This window comes from Xanthomonas euvesicatoria (assembly GCF_013112235.1).
Lineage (GTDB): Bacteria > Pseudomonadota > Gammaproteobacteria > Xanthomonadales > Xanthomonadaceae > Xanthomonas > Xanthomonas euvesicatoria.
The window spans coordinates 4,192,362-4,211,221 of sequence record NZ_JABFFS010000001.1 but is presented as its reverse complement, the minus strand read 5'-3'; the positions used below and the strand labels follow the sequence as shown (position 1 = coordinate 4,211,221).

10 protein-coding genes are annotated in these 18,860 nt (G+C 63.2%); 6 read left to right on the top strand and 4 right to left on the bottom strand.

From position 1 onward, the window contains the following. Positions 1–213: 213 nt before the first annotated feature. The 5 genes from HLH45_RS18090 to HLH45_RS18070 all read left to right on the top strand — a co-directional run bounded on the left by HLH45_RS18090 (position 214) and on the right by HLH45_RS18070 (position 5,635). Entirely contained in the window at positions 214–1,458 is a 1,245-nt protein-coding gene (locus HLH45_RS18090) for a DUF418 domain-containing protein (RefSeq protein WP_008573151.1), read from the top strand. Beyond that, positions 1,436–2,716, top strand: a complete 1,281-nt coding sequence (locus HLH45_RS18085; RefSeq protein ID WP_372497667.1) for an NAD(P)/FAD-dependent oxidoreductase — start codon at positions 1,436–1,438, stop codon at positions 2,714–2,716. The genes HLH45_RS18090 and HLH45_RS18085 overlap by 23 nt, the downstream gene beginning before the upstream one ends. Further along, complete coding sequence (gorA, locus tag HLH45_RS18080) at positions 2,713–4,083, top strand: glutathione-disulfide reductase (RefSeq protein ID WP_008574917.1); 1,371 nt, start codon at positions 2,713–2,715, stop codon at positions 4,081–4,083. Before HLH45_RS18085 ends, gorA begins: the two co-directional genes overlap by 4 nt. Positions 4,084–4,491: 408 nt before the next feature. Continuing rightward, on the top strand, positions 4,492–4,899 hold the full coding sequence (locus HLH45_RS18075; RefSeq protein ID WP_033478907.1) for an MGMT family protein: 408 nt from the start codon (positions 4,492–4,494) through the stop codon (positions 4,897–4,899). Positions 4,900–4,939: 40 nt separating this feature from the next. Beyond that, positions 4,940–5,635: a rhomboid family intramembrane serine protease gene (locus tag HLH45_RS18070; RefSeq protein ID WP_014090553.1), complete on the top strand. Its 696-nt coding sequence runs from the start codon at positions 4,940–4,942 to the stop codon at positions 5,633–5,635. A gap of 208 nt (positions 5,636–5,843) precedes the next feature. Here the strand turns inward: HLH45_RS18070 and HLH45_RS18065 are convergent, their stop codons facing one another. From HLH45_RS18065 to HLH45_RS18055, 3 genes are all read right to left on the bottom strand, one after another. Next, positions 5,844–7,859, bottom strand: a complete 2,016-nt coding sequence (locus HLH45_RS18065) for a M13 family metallopeptidase (protein WP_008574919.1) — start codon at positions 7,857–7,859, stop codon at positions 5,844–5,846. Between the two features lie 184 nt (positions 7,860–8,043). Beyond that, positions 8,044–10,140: a M13 family metallopeptidase gene (locus tag HLH45_RS18060; protein WP_008574920.1), complete on the bottom strand. Its 2,097-nt coding sequence runs from the start codon at positions 10,138–10,140 to the stop codon at positions 8,044–8,046. A 385-nt stretch (positions 10,141–10,525) separates the two neighbouring features. Beyond that, the gene (locus tag HLH45_RS18055) at positions 10,526–12,628 is read right to left on the bottom strand and encodes a M13 family metallopeptidase (RefSeq protein WP_029819769.1); all 2,103 of its coding nucleotides are present in this window, start codon (positions 12,626–12,628) and stop codon (positions 10,526–10,528) included. Between the two features lie 450 nt (positions 12,629–13,078). On the opposite strand from HLH45_RS18055, the gene HLH45_RS18050 reads away from it, so the two are divergent. Beyond that, a complete protein-coding gene (locus HLH45_RS18050; protein ID WP_033478770.1) occupies positions 13,079–14,674 on the top strand; it encodes a phytoene desaturase family protein in 1,596 nt (531 codons plus the stop codon). A gap of 895 nt (positions 14,675–15,569) precedes the next feature. Here the strand turns inward: HLH45_RS18050 and HLH45_RS18045 are convergent. Continuing rightward, positions 15,570–18,629 carry a TonB-dependent receptor gene (locus tag HLH45_RS18045; protein ID WP_008577490.1) on the bottom strand — a complete coding sequence of 1,020 codons (3,060 nt, stop codon included), beginning with the start codon at positions 18,627–18,629 and terminating at the stop codon, positions 15,570–15,572. Positions 18,630–18,860: the final 231 nt, after the last annotated feature.

Below are 18,860 nucleotides of genomic sequence, written 5' to 3'. Positions count from 1 at the left end.
TCGCATGGCGGTTGGACGGGTGGGACGCCTGCGCGCCACTGACGTAGGCCGGTCATCCGGCGCTGCGCTGGCGCATGCACTCCACGCGCATGTCGGCCCATCCGTGCGGTTTGCCGCGGCGCGTGCATGATTGCTGTTCCTGACGGCCCGCCCCATCGGCGGGCCGTTTGCATTCTGCGGCGCGTGCCGCCGTATATGGTTGCCTGAGCCGTGATGACATCCCGCGACGTGCTGCTTCCCATTGCTGCGACCGAGCGCATCGTCGTGCTGGATGTCCTGCGCGGCGTGGCGCTGCTGGGCATCCTGCTGATGAACATCGAAGCCTTTGTCGGGCCACTCGATCTGGCCATGACCGGCGTGGAGCCGCATTGGCATGGCGCCGACCGGGTTGCCGATGCGCTGGTCTACGTGTTCGTGCAAGGCAAGTTCTACACGCTGTTTTCGCTGTTGTTCGGCATGGGCTTTGCGGTGATGGCGCAGCGCGCCGCGCAGGCCGGGCGCGCGTTCTTCGGCCTGTATCTGCGCCGCACCCTCGGGCTGTTGGCGATCGGGCTTGCCCACGCGCTGCTGGTGTGGTCCGGCGATGTCCTGGTGACCTATGCCCTGCTGGCGTTGCTGCTGCTCAGTGCGCGCAACGTGCCGACCGTGACGCTGCCGTGGTTCGCTGCGTTGGTGTACCTGTGCGCACCCGGGCTGACCCTGCTGTATGGGGTGGCAGGCGAGTTGGCGCAGGCCGATCCTGCCGCGACGGTGCAGTGGAAAGCGGCGATGGCCGACGCCGCGCAGCAGGCGCTGGCGAATGTGCAGGCGCAGCGCGCCGCATTCGGCAGCGGCACCTACCTGCAGGCGACGGTGCAGCGCTGGCATGACTTTCAGCAGGCGATGACCGGGCTCAGCATCAATGGCCCGGCCATGCTCGGCATGTTCCTGTTCGGTAGCTGGTTCGTGCGCAGCGGTGCGATCGCCGCGCCCGAGCGCTTCCCCCGTTTGTTTGCGACGCTGCGCCATGGCGTGTTGCCGCTCGGGCTGGGCGTGATGCTGGCAAGTTATGCATTGGAGCCGTGGATCGATCCGGCGCGGCTGGACCTGCGCCTGTCCGGCGCCTTCGCGCTGTCGCTGATTGCAGGGCCGTTGATGTGCCTGGGCTACGCCGCATGGGTGGTGCGCCTGGCACCGCGTCTGGCATGGCTTGCGCCGGCGGGGCGGATGGCATTGAGCAATTACCTGCTGCAATCGCTGGTCTGCACCGGCATCTTCTACGGCTACGGGCTGGGCTATTTCGAACAGCTGCCGCGGGTGTGGCAACTGCCGTTCGCGCTGGCACTGTTCGCGCTGCAGGTGCAGCTGAGCCGGTGCTGGCTGCACTGGTTCCGCTTCGGACCGATGGAATGGCTATGGCGCAGCGCGACCTATCTGCAGATGCCGCCGATGTGGCGTGGCGCTGGGCGCGCCGGGTAGCGCCTGCATGCACGGCAGCCGCGATGATGTGGTGGTGATCGGTGCGGGCGCGATTGGCCTGGCCACCGCGCTGGCACTGGTCGAAGCGGGCCGGCAGGTGCGCGTGCTCGATGCCGGTGCGCCCGGTGCGGCGACCTCCTACGGCAATTGCGGCACCATCACGCCAAGCCATGCACCGCCGCTGGCGGCGCCCGGCATGATTGCGCAGGCACTGAAATGGATGTTCACCCCGGACGCGCCGCTGTATATCCCGCCACGTCTGGATCCGGGGTTGTGGCGCTGGCTGCTGCGTTTTGCGCGGCGCTGCAATTCACGCGATTGGCAGGCCAGTGCACAGGCGCGCGCGGCGTTGTTGCACGACGCGCGGCAGCGCTTCGACGCGTGGGTGGCGCGGTACGGGTTGGAGTGCGAGTTTCGTAACGACGGGCTGGATTACGTGTTCGGCGATGCGCGCCGCTTTGCGCAATACCGCGACGAATGCGCGCTGCTGGCGCAGTGGGGGATCCGGGCAGAGGTCATCGATGGTGCGGACTACGTACGCCAGGATCCCGCATTTCGCGATGGGATCGCCGGTGCGATCCACTTCCCGGGCGATGCCCATCTGCGCCCGGAGCAGTACACCGCGGAGCTTGCGAGGGTGCTGCGCGCACGTGGCGTGGTGATCGATGCGCACTGCCGCGTGCAGGCAATCGTGCCCGATGGAGCTGGCAGCTGCGTGCAGACCGAGCACGGCAAGCGCCCTGCGCGCGAAGTGGTGATCGCAACCGGGCCATGGTCGCCGGTGCTGGCGGCGCAACTTGGTTTGCGCCTGCCGGTGCAGGCCGGCAAGGGCTATTCGATTACCTACAGCGCGCCGCATCTGATGCCGCGCCGCCCGGTGGTGTTGAAGGACCGCTGGGTGTTCGTGGTGCCGTGGCGCGACCGCCTGCGCATCGGCAGCACGATGGAGTTTTCCGGGCGCGATACGCAGCTCAATGCCACACGCCTGGCTGCGTTGGAGCGTGCAGCGGCCGAATATCTGCAGGCGCCATGCGGGCCTGCGGTGATCGATCGCTGGTACGGATGGCGACCGATGACCTGGGACGATGTGCCGGTCCTGGGCGCGGTGCCGGGCCATCCTCACGTCTGGCTCGCAGCCGGGCATGGCATGCTCGGCATCAGCATGAGCACTGCAAGCGGACAATTGATGGCCGACCTGATCACGGGCCGCGTACCTGCGCTGGACCCGCATCCTTACCGGGCGGAGCGTTTCGCATGAGTGCGCGTTACGACTACGACGTGGTGATTCTGGGTGGCGGCTCCGGCGGCCTCGCGGCTGGATTTCGCGCAGCAAGACATGGCGCGCGCGTGGCGATCATGGAGCCCGACGAACTGGGCGGCACCTGCGTCAATCTCGGTTGCGTGCCGAAGAAGGCGATGTGGCTGGCAGCCGATCTGGCCGGCAAGGTCGAGTTGGCCAGCGCGCTGGGATTCGATGTGCCGCGCCCGACGCTGGCCTGGCAGGAGCTGGTCACGCATCGGCAGGGGTACATCTCCAACATCCACGCCAGCTATCGACGCCGCCTCAACGAAGATGGCGTGGTCCTGATCCCGCAACGCGGCGTATTGCAGGACCGCCATACCCTCATGGGCAGCGACGGCGTACCGGTGACCGCCGAGCACATCGTGATCGCCACCGGTGCACACCCGTTACGCCCGGACGTGGAGGGCGCAGAACATGGCGAAGTCTCCGACGATTTCTTCAATCTCTGCCATGCGCCCGAGCAGGTCGCGATTGTCGGCGGTGGCTATATCGCGGTGGAAATCGCCGGGCTGCTGCAGGCCCTGGGAAGTCGCGTGCATCTGTTCGTGCAGGGCGAGCGCTTGCTGGAGCGCTTCGATGCGGAGCTCACCTTGCAGTTGGCCGACAACCTGCGCCATCTGGGTGTGCGGCTGCACTTCGGTTTCACCACCACCGCATTGGAGCGCGATCTGCACGGTGCGTTGCGCGTGCATGGTCATTGCGTGCATCCGCGCGAGCAGGGCAACGACGTCTTCGACAAGGTGTTTTTTGCGGTGGGTCGCCGCGCCAATACCGCCGGGCTGGGTCTGGACACAGTGGGCGTTGCGCTTGGTGACAAGGGCGAAGTGGTGGTGGACGACGGGCAGACCACCAACGTGCCGAATATTCACGCCATCGGCGATGTGGGCGGCAAGGTCGGACTGACGCCGGTGGCGATTGCGGCAGGGCGCAAGCTGATGGATCGCCTGTTCGGTCACCAACCGGATGCGCGCATGGACTACGAAAACGTGCCCAGCGTGGTGTTTTCGCACCCGCCGCTTGGCAATGTCGGGCTCACCGAAGAACAGGCGCGTGCACGGTACAACGGTGCGGTGCGCGTGTACCGCAGCAATTTCCGCCCGATGCTGCACGCGCTGGCCGACGCGCCGCAGCGCAGTCTGTTCAAGCTGGTGTGCGTGGGCGAGGAGGAACGTGTGGTCGGTGTCCATCTGCTGGGTGAGAGCGCCGACGAAATGCTGCAAGGCTTTGCGGTGGCGGTGAAGATGGGCGCGACCAAGCGGGACTTCGAGGAGACCGTGGCGATTCATCCCACTTCGTCTGAAGAGATTGTGTTGATGCATTGAGGGGGGCGCTGTCGCCATCGACGGTGGGTTGCCGCGTGGCGGCGCATGAGGCGATGCCTTGATCAATGCCAGGCTGGGATAGCCAGTGGCAGCCGTAGCCTCATCCGGCGCTGCGCGCCACCTGGTCCCCCAGTGTCTCGATGGAAGAATGGACCGAGCTTCTGTCCCTGTGGGAGAGGGTTGGGGTGAGGGTCTGGTACAAGCGACGCATCGATCCAACGCGACCTGATGTTCAAGCTTGGTTGTACCTTTATCCACGAACAAACGACGACTGATTGCGTGTCCTCGGCGGTTTGCTTTGCTGCGCCCGCACCTCAAGCCCTCTCCCGGGAGGAGAGGGCTTGCAACTTTCCCCTCGCGTGCAGGGCGATCCGCACACGCACGCTCATCAGCTGGCATGCTTGTGCGATGCCCACATCTCGCCATCCAACACCGCGCGGCAGCGCCAGCCCGCCTGCGCGCGCAGGCTCCAAGGGCGCGTCACGGTCCGGCGAGCAGGCGCGGCTGCGGATTCTTCAGGCGATCGGCGCAATTCCCGTGGGCGAGGTCGCCGGTTATGGGGAAGTTGCCCGGCGCGCGGGCCTGCCGGGCCGTGCGCGACTGGTGGCACGCGTGCTCAGCGGCAACGACGACCCGCAGCTGCCCTGGCACCGCGTATTGCGCAGCGACGGCCGGATTGCCTTGCCCGAAGGCTCGGCAGGCTACCGCGAGCAATGCCAGCGCCTGCGCGACGAGGGCGTCCAGGTGGAACGTGGCCGTGTGCGCCGGGCCAGCGCCGCGCAGCGGCTGGATGCGGCCGTGTGGGGACCTTCATAAGCCTGCCGTTATCATCGGCAGCATTCCGAAGGAAGCCGCCATGCCTCAATTGCCGCCCGTCACCAAAGCATTACTGATCGCCAACATCGGCTTGTTCCTGCTGCAATGGGCGGTGGGCGACCTGGGCGCTGGCGTGTTGCCATCGGACAGCGTGTTGTCGTGGCTGATGTTGTGGCCGCTGTCCAACGGCTTCGATGCGTTTTCGCCGGGTGCCAGCTTCATGCCCTGGCAGCTGCTGACCTACGCATTCCTGCATGGCGGCTTCAACCATCTATTTTTCAACATGCTGGCGCTCTTCATGTTCGGCGCGCCGTTGGAACAGACCTGGGGCCAGAAGCGCTTTCTCACCTACTACCTCGTGTGCGTCGCCGGCGCCGGCCTGTGCCAGTTGCTGATGGCCTGGTTCACGCAAAGCGGTGCGCCGGTCGTCGGCGCATCGGGCGGCGTGTTCGGTTTGCTGCTGGCTTACGGAATGCTGTTCCCCAATCAGCGCGTGATGCTGCTGTTCCCGCCGATTCCAATGAAGGCGCGGACCTTCGTGATCGTGTTCGGCGCGATCGAGTTACTGCTCGGGGCGACCGGTTGGCAGCCTGGCGTGGCCCACTTCGCGCATCTGGGCGGCATGCTGTTCGGCTGGCTGATGATCCGCTACTGGCGCGGCCAGTCGCCATTCGGCGGCAGCGGCGGAAGGAAGGGCGGCGGGAAGCGCAAGCCGCCGTTGCGCGTGGTGCGTTGAGATCCACGCTGCTCCGTAGGAGCGACCCTGGCCGCGATGGGGTTTTACCGGCAAGGCTTCATCTCGGCCGGGCCGCCCCTACGAAGAGCGCGTTGAGGTAAGCAACGGATGGGCGAAATGCCAGGCACAAAAAAAGAGCGCGGAGTCCGCGCTCTTTTTTATTGCCTGCCACTGCGTGCTGATTGCCAGCGACTTGCTGGCGCCTGACTCAGCGCCAGATCTTCAACTGCTCGGCATCCACGCGCTGCATCGGCTGGCCGGCCTTGCAGCTGAACGCTGCACCGAACTCGGGCAGGTTCGAGAGCGGGCCATTGGTGCGCCACTGGCCCGGTGCGCGGATGTCGGCGCTTGCGCGCTGCACCGCCTCGTTGGGCGACAACTGCTGTGCCCACAGCCCGGCCCAGGCGGTGAAGAAGGCCTGCTTGTCGGCCTCGGTGGCTGCCGGCTGCGCCTTGCTGAACGCCTGCCAGGCCAATTCGACGCCGGCCAGATCGGCCAGGTTCTCTTCGGCGGTCTGCGCACCATTGACCTTGGCGTTGGGCACGCCCGGGTACGGGTAGGCGGAGAACTGCGCGGCGACCTTGTTGGTCAGCATGGTCCAGCTCGCCTTTTCGGCCGGCGTCCACCAGCTGCGCAATTCGCCCTTGGCATCGACCAGCGAGCCCTTGGCATCGATCGCACGGGTGATCTCGTGTGCGACCAGCGCACCGTAGGCACCGTACTGCGCGGCCTGGGTGCCGCCGGTGGTCAACACCGGCGCCTGCAACACGGCGGCAGTGACGATCAGGCGGTTCTGCGCAATGTCGTAGGCCACCGCCGGCTGTTGCGGCAGCACGTCCCAGCGACGGTCGGCGTTGCCCTTGCCGATGCGCTTCATCTCTTCGCGGTGGCGCCAGGTCGAGGCGATCAGCATATTGCCGCCGAAACTGCCGCGCCCCATCGGCTGCACGGTGTAATCCAGGTCGCGTCGCGGCGCGCCGACTTCGATCTTCATCGCGGCCAGCTTGGCCTTGGCTTCGGCCACCACCTCGCCTTTGCCCCAACCGGTGCGCTCCAGTGCGGCCAGCTGTGCATCGCGCACCTGGTCTGCGATGGCTTCGGCCTGGCGACGGGTGTCGCTGCTCAGATAACGCGCCACGTACTCGCGGCCGAGCATCGGGCCGGCGGCCACGTTGATCGCGTCCAGCACCTGCTGCCAACGCTGCGGCAGCACCGCATCGCCACGCAGCAGACGGCCACGGAACTGGTATTCGGCATCGTGGAAGCTCTTGGACAGGTACGGCGCCATCGCATCGCCCACGCGCCAGCGCAGGTAGGCCTTCCATTGGTCCGGCTTGATGCTGACGATCATGCTGTCGAGTTGCTTGAACATGGCCGGGTCGGCCATCGACACCAGGTCGTCCTTGACGCCCTGCGCCTCCAGAAAGTCGGCCAGGCGCAGGTTCTTGTACTGCTTGCCCAGTTCCTTGGTGGCGATCGGTGCGTAGTTGTTGAACGGGTTGTTGATGCCCTGCACCGACTGCGCGCTACGCGCCAGCGCGGTTTCGATCTGCAGCACGGAGGCGGCGTCGGCGTCGAGCTTGTCGGCAGCGGTGCCGGTCAGCGCCAGGATCTGCTTGACGTACGCGCGGTAGCGGCCCATCAGCGCCTGGGTGTCGGCGTCGGTGCGGGTGTAGAAGGCCGGGTCGGGCAGGCCCATGCCGCCCTGCATGAAGTAGCCGATATGGCGATCGAGCGCCTTCAGGTCCACGTCCGGGCCGAAATTGAAGCCGACCGGAATACCGACCTGATGCAACGCGGCGATGGAAGCGGGCACATCCTTGGCCTTCTTGATCGCGTCGATGCGCGAGAGCAGGGGGGCGATCGGATTGGAGCCGTCCTTCTCCACAGCCGCTTCGTCCAGGCCGCTGGCCCAGAAATCGCCGAGCAGCTTCTGCACGTTGCCCTGCGGGGACTTCATCGATGCATCGAGCAACTCGCGCTGCTGCTGCAGGGCGCGCTCGGACAATTGACCCAGCGCGGTGACGGCGCCGGCCTGCGGCACGGGGGTGGCCTTGAGCCAGCTGGCGTTGGCGTAGTCGTAGAAATTGGTGCAGGCCGCCGAGACGGCCGGAGCCTTGGGCGCTGCGGCCTTCTTCTTGCGAGCGGCGTCGGCGTCGGGGGCGGACAGCAGCGAGATCAGGCTGAAGCCAAGAGCGAGGGCAAGCGGACGAATGGTGGGCATCGAGAAGAAGGGTGGCCAGATTGAAGTCGGCGGAGTTTAGCAAGGCTGCGTGCCGCGCAGGCAGGCGCGCGCGCCGGTTCGTGTTCGGTGCCGGCCGCTTGCATGAATGCGACAGGCCCGCGCGTGCGAGCCTGTACCGGGTGCCACCGTGTTGGAAGCGCTTGCAGCCGTCGCCTGTGCAGGCTTACCAGATCACCACACGGTCTTTTTCTGACCGCACCATCGCATCGCCGGCCTTGCAGGAAAATGCCTTGGCGAAGGAGGGCATGTTCGAGGGCGGGGCAATGGCGCGCAGGTTGTCGGGCGCATGGGGGTCGCTTGCCAGGTAGACCAGCTGCTGCTGTTCGCGCGTCTGCCCACGCCAGCTGCGTGCATAGTTCAGGAAGAAGCGTTGATCCGGGCTGTAGCCGTCGATCGCGACGGCGCGTTCCGGATGCGCGCGCAGATCTGCCTGCAACGCATCGTAGGCGACGTTGGTACCGCCCAGGTCGGCGATGTTTTCGCCCAGGCTGAGCCTGCCATTGACGTGCACCGTGGGGTGGTCGGGCAGCGGCACGTAGGCATCGAACTGTTTGACCAGTCGCTCGGCACGTTGCTCGAAGGCCTTGCGATCCTGCGGTGTCCACCAGTCGACATTGTTGCCGGCGCCGTCGAACTGCCGACCCTCATCGTCGAAGCCGTGGGTGGCTTCGTGCCCGATCACCGCGCCGATGCCGCCGTAGTTCAAGGCGTCGTCCGCACTGGCGTCGAAGAACGGCGGCTGCAGAATTCCAGCCGGGAAATTGATGGAATTGGTGCTGGGGTCGTAATACGCATTGACCGTCTGCGGGGTCATCTGCCAGCGCATCCGGTCGGTGGGCTTACCGATCTGGGCGATGTCGTAGTGATAATTGAATTTCGCTGCTGCCTGCAGGTTGCGGTAATACGCGCCAGGCACGATTTCCAGCCCCGACCAGTCGCGCCAGGTGTCGGGATAGCCGATTTTGGGCAGGAATGTTTGCCACTTGGCGATGGCCTTGGCCTTGGTTTCCGGGCTCATCCAGTCGACGTTCTCGATGCGCGCCTTGAGCGCAACACGCACGTTGTCCACCAAGTCGCTGGCACGCTGTTTGGCGTCCGGCGTGAACACCTTGGCGACGTAGAGCTGCCCCAGCCCTTCGCCCATTGCGCCATTGACCGTGCGTAATACGCGCTTCCAACGCGGCTGCTGTTCGGGTTGCCCGGACAGCGTTTTGCCATAGAACGCGAAGTTGTTGTCGACGAAGGCCTTGCTGAGCTGCTTGGAGGCGTCGTCGATGGTGTGGAAGCGCAGATAGGCCTGCCATTGGGCGATCGGCGCGTTCGCCAGCTGACGATCGAATTCGGCGAAGAACCGCGGCTGCGATAGGGAAAAGCCGGCACCGCTGTCGATGCCTTGCACGGCGAAGAAATTGCTCCATGCAAAGTGCGGCGTGAGTTTGTCGGCCTCGGCCGTGCTGACGAAGTGATACTGGTTCCTGGGGTCACGCGCCTCGGTGCGTGTGAGCGAGGCCGCGGCCAGCCGTGTTTCGAGCGCCAGGACCTCGCTCGCCTGTGCCTTGGCGGCGTCTGCGGTGCTGCCGGTGAGCTCGAAGGATTTGGCGATGTAAGCCAGATATGCCTCGCGAATGGGCGCGTATTCGGGAGAGACGTAGTACTCCTTGGTCGGCAGGCCCAGTCCACCTTCCTGCGCGAACCCGATCTGCCTGTCGGCATGTTTGAAGTCCGCACGTGCGCCGAAATCGAACACCTGCGCATCGCCTTCGGCAAAACGATGCGTGATGTAATCGGCAACCTCCTTGCCTGAGGTCAGCGCGGCGATGGCGTCGAGCTGTGGCTTGATCGGCCGGTCGCCGGCCGCTTCGATGGCCGCTTCATCCATGCCCGAGGCATACAGCATGCCGATCTTGTGGGCGACAGGATTGGTTTGGGTGTCCGCCTGCCTTGCGGCGTCTTCGGCAATCTGGCGTTGGGTGGTCAGGCTGTTCTCCACGAGCACGTCGGAGACCCCCCAACTGGTGCGGTCGGCCGGGATGGGATTGGCTTTTTTCCAACGGCCATTGACGAAATCGTCCAGGTTCTGGCACGCGTTGGTAGCTGCATCCAGTTCGCCGATGTCGAAAGCAGGTTTCGCGTCCGCTGTCGCTGCAGGTGCCGAGGTCGCGGTTTTTTCCGGCCTGCTGCTGGTTTGCGCTTCGCGTTGGCAGCCTGCCAGGGCGACCAGCAGGGCAAGGGCAAGCGTGGAGGTCTTGGTGTGTGACATGGGCGCCAGTGGCTGGGATAAACGCCGAGCATAAGCGGACCCATCACCAGGGGGCGCGTGCGTTGAGTTTTGTTGAGGCTTGCATGCAGGCGCGATTGCAGATCGCACCGCATTGCAGCTGGTGCTTGCGGGTCTTGCGTAGCCTGCGCTTGTGGCCAGCGCAGCGACGGCGTCGCAGCGGGATGCGCGTTCTACCCGTTGGTCGGCATCGGTCTGGCAGCGCGTGCGTGCAGGAAAGATCATCCACTGCAGGAGCATGGCCTGCCTCGGTTATTGGTGCCGGCTGGCGGATTTGGAGAAAGACACTGCGGCAAATACGGGGTGCACAACGAAAACGGGCGGCCATCTTTCGATGGCCGCCCGTGGTTTTACCGCGCTTGCGCAATTACCAGATCACGACCTGCTTGTCGCCCTGACGCACCATCGCATCGCCCGCCTTGCACGAGAACGCGGCGGCGAAGGCCGGCATGTTCGACGGTGCGCCGATGGCGCGGAAGTTCGCCGGTGCATGCGGGTCGGTCTTCAGGCGTACGGCCAGTTCTTCCGGGGTGAAGTTGCGACGCCACACCGTGGCCCAGTTGAGGAAGAAGCGCTGGTCGCGGGTGATGCCGTCGGTCTTGGGGTCGTCCTTGCCGGCAGTGGCGGCCTTCATGGCGTCGTAGGCGGTGTTCAGGCCACCCAGGTCGGCGATGTTTTCGCCCAGGGTCAGGTCGCCCTTGACCTTGTCGCCGGCCGGCGTGCGGTAGCCGTCGAACTGCGCCACCAGCTTGCCGGTGCGTGCCTTGAACGCGTCCAGGTCCTTCTGCGTCCACCAACCCGGATCGGGGATGAAGTTGCCATCGGCGCCGAAGCGGCTGCCCTGGTCGTCGTAACCGTGGGTCATCTCATGGCCGATCACTGCACCGATGCCGCCGTAGTTCATTTCCTCCGGCGCATTCGGGTCGAAGAACGGCGGCTGCAGGATGGCGGCCGGGAACACGATCTCGTTTTGCAGCGGGTTGTAGTAGGCGTTGACCGTCTGCGGGCTCATGCTCCATTCGGTCTTGTCCACCGGCTTGCCGATCTTGGACAGGTTCCACTTGTAGTTGAATTCCTGCGCGGCCATCACGTTGCCCAGGTAGCTGTCGCGGCCGGTGCTCAGGCCGTTCCACTCACGCCACTTTTCCGGGTAGCCGATCTTGGGCGTGAAGCTTTCCCACTTGGCGATGGCCTTGGTCTTGGTCTCCGGGCTCATCCAGTCCAGCTTTTCGATGCGGGCCTTGAGCGCGGTACGCAGATTGGTCACCAGGGTTTCCATCTTGGCCTTGGAATCGGCCGGGAAGGCAACCTTGACGTACAGCTGGCCCAGCGCTTCGCCGGCCTGGCCGTTGATGGTGGCCAGCACGCGCTTCCAACGCGGCTTGATTTCCTTCTGGCCGCGCATGGTCTTGTTGTAGAACGCGAAGTTCTCATCGACGAACGGCTGGCTCAGGAACGGCGAAGCGCCATCGACGGTGTGGAAGCGCAGGTACGCGCGCCAGATCGTCGGGTCGGTGTCGGCGATCATCTTGCTCACTTCCTGATGGAAGGCGGGGATCGCCAGCGAGAACATCTCCGGTGTGGCCACGCCCTGCGACTTGAAGAACTCGGTCCACGACCAGTTCGGGGTCAGCTTGTCGGCCTCGGCGGGGGAGATCGGGTTGTAGGCCAGCGAGGCGTCGCGCGACAGCTCGGTGCTGGTCTTGGACACCTTGGCCAGGCGGGTTTCGAACGCGACCACTTGCTTGGCCTGCGCGGCGGCATCGGCCGCGGCCACGCCCGACAGCTCCAGCACCTTGGCGATGTGCGCCTGGTAGGCCTCCAGCTTGGCCTTGTTGGCGGGGCTGGTGTAGTACTCCGGGTCCGGCAGGCCCAGGCCTCCCTGCATGGCATAGGCGATGTTCTGGCTGGACTTCTTGAAGTCCGCTTCGGCGCCGAAGCCGAAAAGGACGTTGTTGCCCTTGGCCGCGCTGCTGCGCAGGTAGTCCACCAGCTTGGCCTGGTCGCTGATCGCGTCGATGGCGGCCAGTTCCGGCTTCAGCGGCTCGATGCCCTGCGCGTTGATCTTGGCTTCGTCCATGCCGGTCGACCACAGGTCGCCGACGATCTTTTCCACACCGGTGGCCTTGCCGTCGGCTGCGGCCTGTTCCACCAACTGCCGCTGGATCGCATTGGAGCGCTCGTCGAGCATCTCGAACGCGCCCCAGCTGGTGCGGTCGCTCGGCACCGGGTTGGCGGCCAGGAACTTGGCATTGGCGTAGGCGTTCAGATCGGTACAGGCGTTGCTGTTGGGGTCTAGGTCGGCCGCGGTGAACTGGTTCACTGCCGGCAGCTTGCTCTGGTCCAGGGTCAGCGTCTTGGGCGCTGCCGGGGTAGTGGCCGCGGTGTCGCCCGCAGGGGCGGCAGGTGCGGTGTCTTCGGACTTCTTGCAACCGCTCAGGGCGGTTGCCACGGCCAGGGTCAGCGTCAATAAATGAGGTGTACGAATCACAAAGGACTCCGGAAGCATCGATGGGAAGCCCCGTCGCCGGGGCCGTGGCCGGCACTCTACGCCTCGCCAGCCGGATGGCATGGTGTCGAAGGTCATGGGTGCGGGGCGTAGAGGGCCGGGCGAGGCACCAGCTTTTGGGGCGCGGGGGTACCGAACATCCAGTGAGCCGGCCCGCCATGGCCAGTAGGCAACGGCGGTACTGTCGATGTCACACAACCTGCAGCTGTCGGCTGGAGGTGTCGGCGTGGTCACCCCCGAATCACCCAGCGGGGCACTTGCTGGCAACCACTAGCGGCACTGTGCAGCGACCGTTCTTCGCCTACCACCCGCGCGCGCCGCCGTAGTGCTGCATTGTTAGCGGCGGGCAGGCGCTCATACGCTGCCGCTGCCACATGGTGGGCGCGGATGAGCGGTGCTATATACCAGTGCATGCCCGTCGCCTCTGAACCCCTGGATGCACTGATCATCGGCGCCGGCCACAACGGGCTGGTGTGCGCTGCCTATCTGGCCAAGGCTGGCAAACGGGTGCTGGTGTTGGAAGCGCGCAACGTGGTTGGCGGTGCGGCGGTGACCGAGGAGTTTCATCCTGGGTTCCGCAATTCGGTGGCGGCGTACACGGTGTCGTTGCTGCAACCCAAGGTCATCGCCGATCTCGCACTGGAACGCCATGGCCTGCACGTGGTGCCGCGACGTCTCAACAATTTTCTGCCGTTGCCGAACGGTGACTATCTGCTTGCCGGGGCAGGGCGCACGGCGCAGGAAGTTGCCAGGTTTTCAGCGCGGGATGCGGCCGCATTGCCCGCCTACGAAGCGCGGTTGGAGCAGTTGGCCGACGTATTGCGTGCGCTGGCCTTGCAGCCACCGCCTGATGTCACCGATGGCGGCTGGTTGCAGGTATTGCCGCAGCTATGGCGGGCAGGCAAGCTCGGGCTGCAGTTGCAGGGCCTGCCGCTGACATTGCGCCAGGAGCTGTTGGACCTGTTTACGATTTCAGCGGCCGAATATCTGGATCGCTGGTTCGAAAGCGCGCCGATCAAGGCCTTGTTCGGCTTCGATGGCATTGTCGGCAATTACGCCAGTCCCCACACGCCGGGTACCGCATACGTGTTGTTGCACCACGTGTTCGGGCAGAGCAACGGGGTCAAGGGGGCATGGGGCCACGCCATCGGTGGCATGGGCGCGATCACTCAGGCCATGGCCGCCAGCGCGCGCGAACACGGCGTGCAAATCCGTACCGGCTGCGTGGTGGAGCGCGTGTTGGTGGAGCAGGGGCGTGCAGTCGGTGTCGTCACGACCGGCGGTGAGACGATCCACGCCCGCGCGATCGTGGCCAACGTCAACCCGAAACTGCTGTATCAGCGCCTGATGCGGCCAGGCGACGTGCCTGCGACAACGCGCGAACGTATTGCCCATTACCGCTGCGGGTCGGGCACCTTCCGCATGAATGTCGCACTCTCGCGCCTGCCGGACTTCACCGCGTTGCCCGGCGACGGCGATCACCTGACCGCCGGCATCATCATGGCACCGAGCCTGGACTACATGGACCGCGCCTGGCATGACGCGCGCGCGTTGGGATGGTCGCGTGAGCCCGTGGTCGAACTGCTCATTCCCAGCACCCTGGACGACACCCTTGCGCCGCCTGGTCAGCATGTCGCCAGCCTGTTCTGCCAGCACGTGGCACCGCAACTGCCCGATGGCGGGCAGTGGGACGATTATCGCGACGAGGTGGCCGATCTGATGATCGCCACGGTCGAGCGCTACGCGCCCGGATTCGCGGCCTCGGTATTGGGCCGGCAGATCCTCAGCCCGCTCGATCTGGAACGCATCTTCGGCCTGGTTGGCGGCGACATCTTTCACGGCGCCCTCAGCCTCAACCAACTTTTCAGCGCGCGCCCGCTGCTGGGGCAGGGTGCCTATCGCGGCGCGGTGCCGGGGTTGTATCTGTGTGGATCCGGGACCCATCCGGGCGGCGGTGTGACGGGTGCGCCCGGACATAATGCGGCGCGGGTGATTTTGGATGGTTGATTTTTTTGCAGCCATGTATTGAATCGAATTCGCCGCCAGTGAGGATCTGGTTTGAAGTAAGCACTCCTCTGAGAAATTAAATAATTTTACTGAATTGTCTTGTAAAAATGTGATCTTTATTCGAAATCTACATTGGGGAGTGATAATAATGGCATGCGCTCACAGTAATTGCGCAAGTTTCATTCAAAAGGAGATGTCAGACGAAGATTAACTTTGTTGCGTTGTTGATTGTCCTCGCATGTGCTGGCGCAGACGTCCAGGCTGCCCGTAAGAGCTCAATAGATTACGTCTATTTTAGTACCGAGGGCGTTCCCGTCGGTCAGTGGGCGTATTTTTGCAATAATGCCCAACGGGAAGGAGGGGGTGCTTCTGCGCCATATCTTTTGACGATTAAAGGCGGCTGCAGTAGTGAAGTCATTTGTCCACCGGGTGGAGGGTCTTGCAATATTAAAAACGATACATCGGTAATTTATTCGCTGACAAGCAGTGCGCCGTTCACAGAAGAGGAGGCGTGTGATTTGATCCGGCGCTTTCCGTGTGAAACAACTGAGCCTGAACTTCTATGGGATTTTGGATGAACACCTGTTAGGCGTTAGATAAATAAACCTCAGGGCCAGCTGTGGAGTTCTTCTGCTCCAGCCCGCTGCCGGGATGGGGGGGCGTCTAGCGCGTCGCGATTCCCGGCTTGTATCTGTGCAGGTCTGGAACACACACAGGAGGAGGCTTGGTCAGCGTGCGCCTTGACATAATGTTGCGCGGTTTATTTTGGTGATTGATCAACACGCGGGGTGATTGCGATGACTCTTCGGTAATGGATAAAAAAGCCCTGGAAACCAGGGCCTTTTCAAGTGGTTTATGCTCCGGAAGCGCCACCACGGCGATCCTGTTTCTGCGATCAGAAATCGTAGGCTGCAGTCAGACGCACAAATCGCGGTGTGTTGTAGTTGTAGGGTTCGGTACCGATACCATAGGTGTTGCGAACGGTGAAGGGCGCGGTGTTGTAGCGGCTTTCAACACGATTTACCGAGCGGTCGTTCAAGACGTTGAAGACCTGAAGTCCCAGCGCCAACTTATGGTCGGCGAAGGAAGGCCGGTAGGTAATGCCAAGATCCAGATTCTTGATCCAGGGGGTACGTCCAGCGTCGCCCGGAGGTGAAGCCTGGCCACCGCAGTAGTGGTACGCAGAGCCATATCCGATCGGGTTGCCTTCATTCGACCCGAAGTAGCCCAGGCAGGAGATCGGTGTGCCCGACATCACACGTACAGTCGCCGATGCCATCCACTCCGGCGCGATTTGATACGCACCGAATGCCTTGAACTGATGCCTGCGATCATTTGCCAGACTACCGCCTGCGTAATACATCAACTCAGCCGCATCCCAGTCCTGCGTCTTGGAGACATCGGATTGACCGATGTCAGACTTGACCTGACCTTCGGTATTCCCGTAACTATGCGACCAGGTGTAGTCGACACGGCCATACCACTTTTCGTCGAACGGATGTTCCAGAAACAGGTCCACGGCAACGTAATTGCGACGCGCTTTGTCAGTGAAACCCCAATCGGACTGGCTCATGCGCAATTGCGTATAGCCTGAGCCGTCGACGTTGGCAAGATTGTATGTATTGGTCTGGCCAGGGTTGAACATGACACACCCCGGGATGCTCACGCTGCTGACATCTCCACCGGTTGCAGCCAATTTCGCGGACATCTTGCCAGGATCGCAGACATCATCAATCGCACTCTGCAGTTTGCGATAGGTCACCTTGGCGCCCGAGTTCCAGCTCTCGCCGAGAGTTTTCTCGAAGCCAAGAATGATCTCGTCCTGATACTGCGACTTCAGATCACTAGGCGCGAACGCATTGGGATCCGGCGCCTGGCCGTATTCGCCATTGCTCGAGACCGGGCCAGGACCAATCGCTCCAAGACCGGTTGGCTCGCCATTGGCGTCGATACCGGTGTACGTGAAGTATTCGTCGGTATAGGTTGAGGCCGATGCTCCACGAATGGCGACGCTATTGGGTAACGCCAGGTAGTAGCGCCCAAGGTTGGCGAATATCTTCAGTGACGAATCGCCGAACACATCCCAGCTTGCACCAAGGCGCGGTGCCCACTGATCACCGCTGTCGACATAGGCAACGTGGTCGCTGTTGTAGTTGGTGAACTTATCGTTGCGAATGCCCAGTGTCAGCAACCACTTGTCGCTGACCTGCCAACGGTCCTCCAAATAATAGGCTTTCTGCTCGACCGCCATGCTTGTGGTTGTCGTAAAGATCCGACGTTGCGCGTAGTAGCCCTGTCCGCCGGGCGCACCGACGCCAAGTTCGGGGTTAATGCCTTCAGTAGGATTGTCCTGGCGGCCGTAGATCCACTGGTAGCCAGGCCCCGTCGTGCGAACGCCTTCGTTGTAGGCATTGAAGTACATATTGTCCACGCCAGCGGTTAAATCGTGATCGCCGAGGCGATATTCCAACTCCAGACGAAGACTCCGTGACTTGCTGATCGGATCATCAGCCTTGGCTCGATTGGTCGCCTGGCCGTTGCGAATCGGCGTGTTACCCACAATTGCCGGATCTTGCTCGGTGACGCCGTCGAGAAATGGAAGGTCCGAAATATTCGGGTTGAACTGGCGGTTGTGCTGGGTGCTGCGGCCCCAGGTGGCATTCAGGGTCAGATCATCGGTCAGATAACCAGTGTATTTGAAAATGTCGTATTTATCAGTGATCTTGAACGTATCCGGGAAGGTCCCCGTCGCGCCCCCAGTGCTCAGATCGTCGTAATTGAATGCGGTGTAGTAGCCGCCGCGCCGGTCAGTGTTTTGGATGCGCGTATATTCCAAAATATTTGAATCGTTGATGTTCCAGTCCAGCTTTCCATAAAACTTGGGCGAGCTGTACCCGTAGTTGTTCTGTCCCTGAATAGAGTTTGTGCGTGCGTTGGTGGTGACGCCGTCGGTCTTGTCGGTTTCTCCAGCGACAAAAATAAAGAGTTTGTCTTCGATTAGCGGGCCGCCCGCATACGCGCTGTAGACAGTCCGGGTTTGATTGTTGTCTTTGCCACTGCGGTAGAGCGTGCCAGGCTGCGTACGGTTGGTGTAGCCATAACCTGCGGGCAATGTGTTACTCGGGAACCAGACATCGCCAGTCGAGCTCGCCAGGGAATCGGGTTCCCAGACTGCCTGTGCACCAAAATGCCATTCATTGGTGCCGCGCTTGCCAAGCTGATTGATGACACCGCCGGTGGAGCGTCCGTATTTCGCACTATAGCCGCCCGTATAGGTTTCCTGCTGGTCGATAGCGCCGTAAGGCAGGCTGACGCCACCCAGATTGCTCAGTGGATTGCTGACGTTGAAACCATTGATGTAATAAGCATTTTCGGTGACGCCGGAACCGCCGAAAGAGACCACCGAGCGCGAACCGTTATTGAATGCGCCGCTACCAGCCACCGCACCCGGCGCCAGCAACGCAATCGCTTCGGCGCTACGCCCGAGCGGCAAGGTGGCCAGCTGCTCGGAGGTAATGACCGAGCGCGAGCTGGTCGAGCTGACATCGATCTTCGGTGCGTTGGCGGCGGTAACGGTGATCGCACCGAGCGTGGTTGCATCGGCGTTGCTGCCCGATGCGGCCGCGCCGGCGAAGGAGACTTCAGTGCCTGAGCCAACGCGCAACTGCACGTTCTTGCGGGTGTCGACGACCTGGTCGCCGCGCTTCAGGGTGACGGTGTAGGCACCCACCGGCAGCGAGCCGAGGTTGTAGCGGCCATTGGCATCCACCGTAATGGTGCGGCTGAGCCCGGTGTCGCTCTGCACGACGATCGTGCTGCCGGCTTCAGACGGGGCGCTGCCGTAAATGCTGCCCGTGGTGCTTTGCGCGTAGACCGCGCCGTTGGTTAGGCAAGCACCGAGCACGACGGCGAGAGCGGTGCGTTTGAGGACTTGGCGACGAAACTGATTGCTCATTCCTGACCTTTCAACTGGAGTTCGGATAGGGCGGTCATCGGGGAGTCAGATGGCCTTAACCCGAACGTAATGAATGCCTGCTACCGAGTGCAAGCATCTGACATGATTTGTTAATGAAATAACCCAAATCCGCATCGAAAATGAGGAATTCGGCACAAAGTGGCGTTATGTTGCACACCTGGGCAAACGACCTGGAGCGGCGCTCGTGAGTTAATGGTTACGTTCGATACA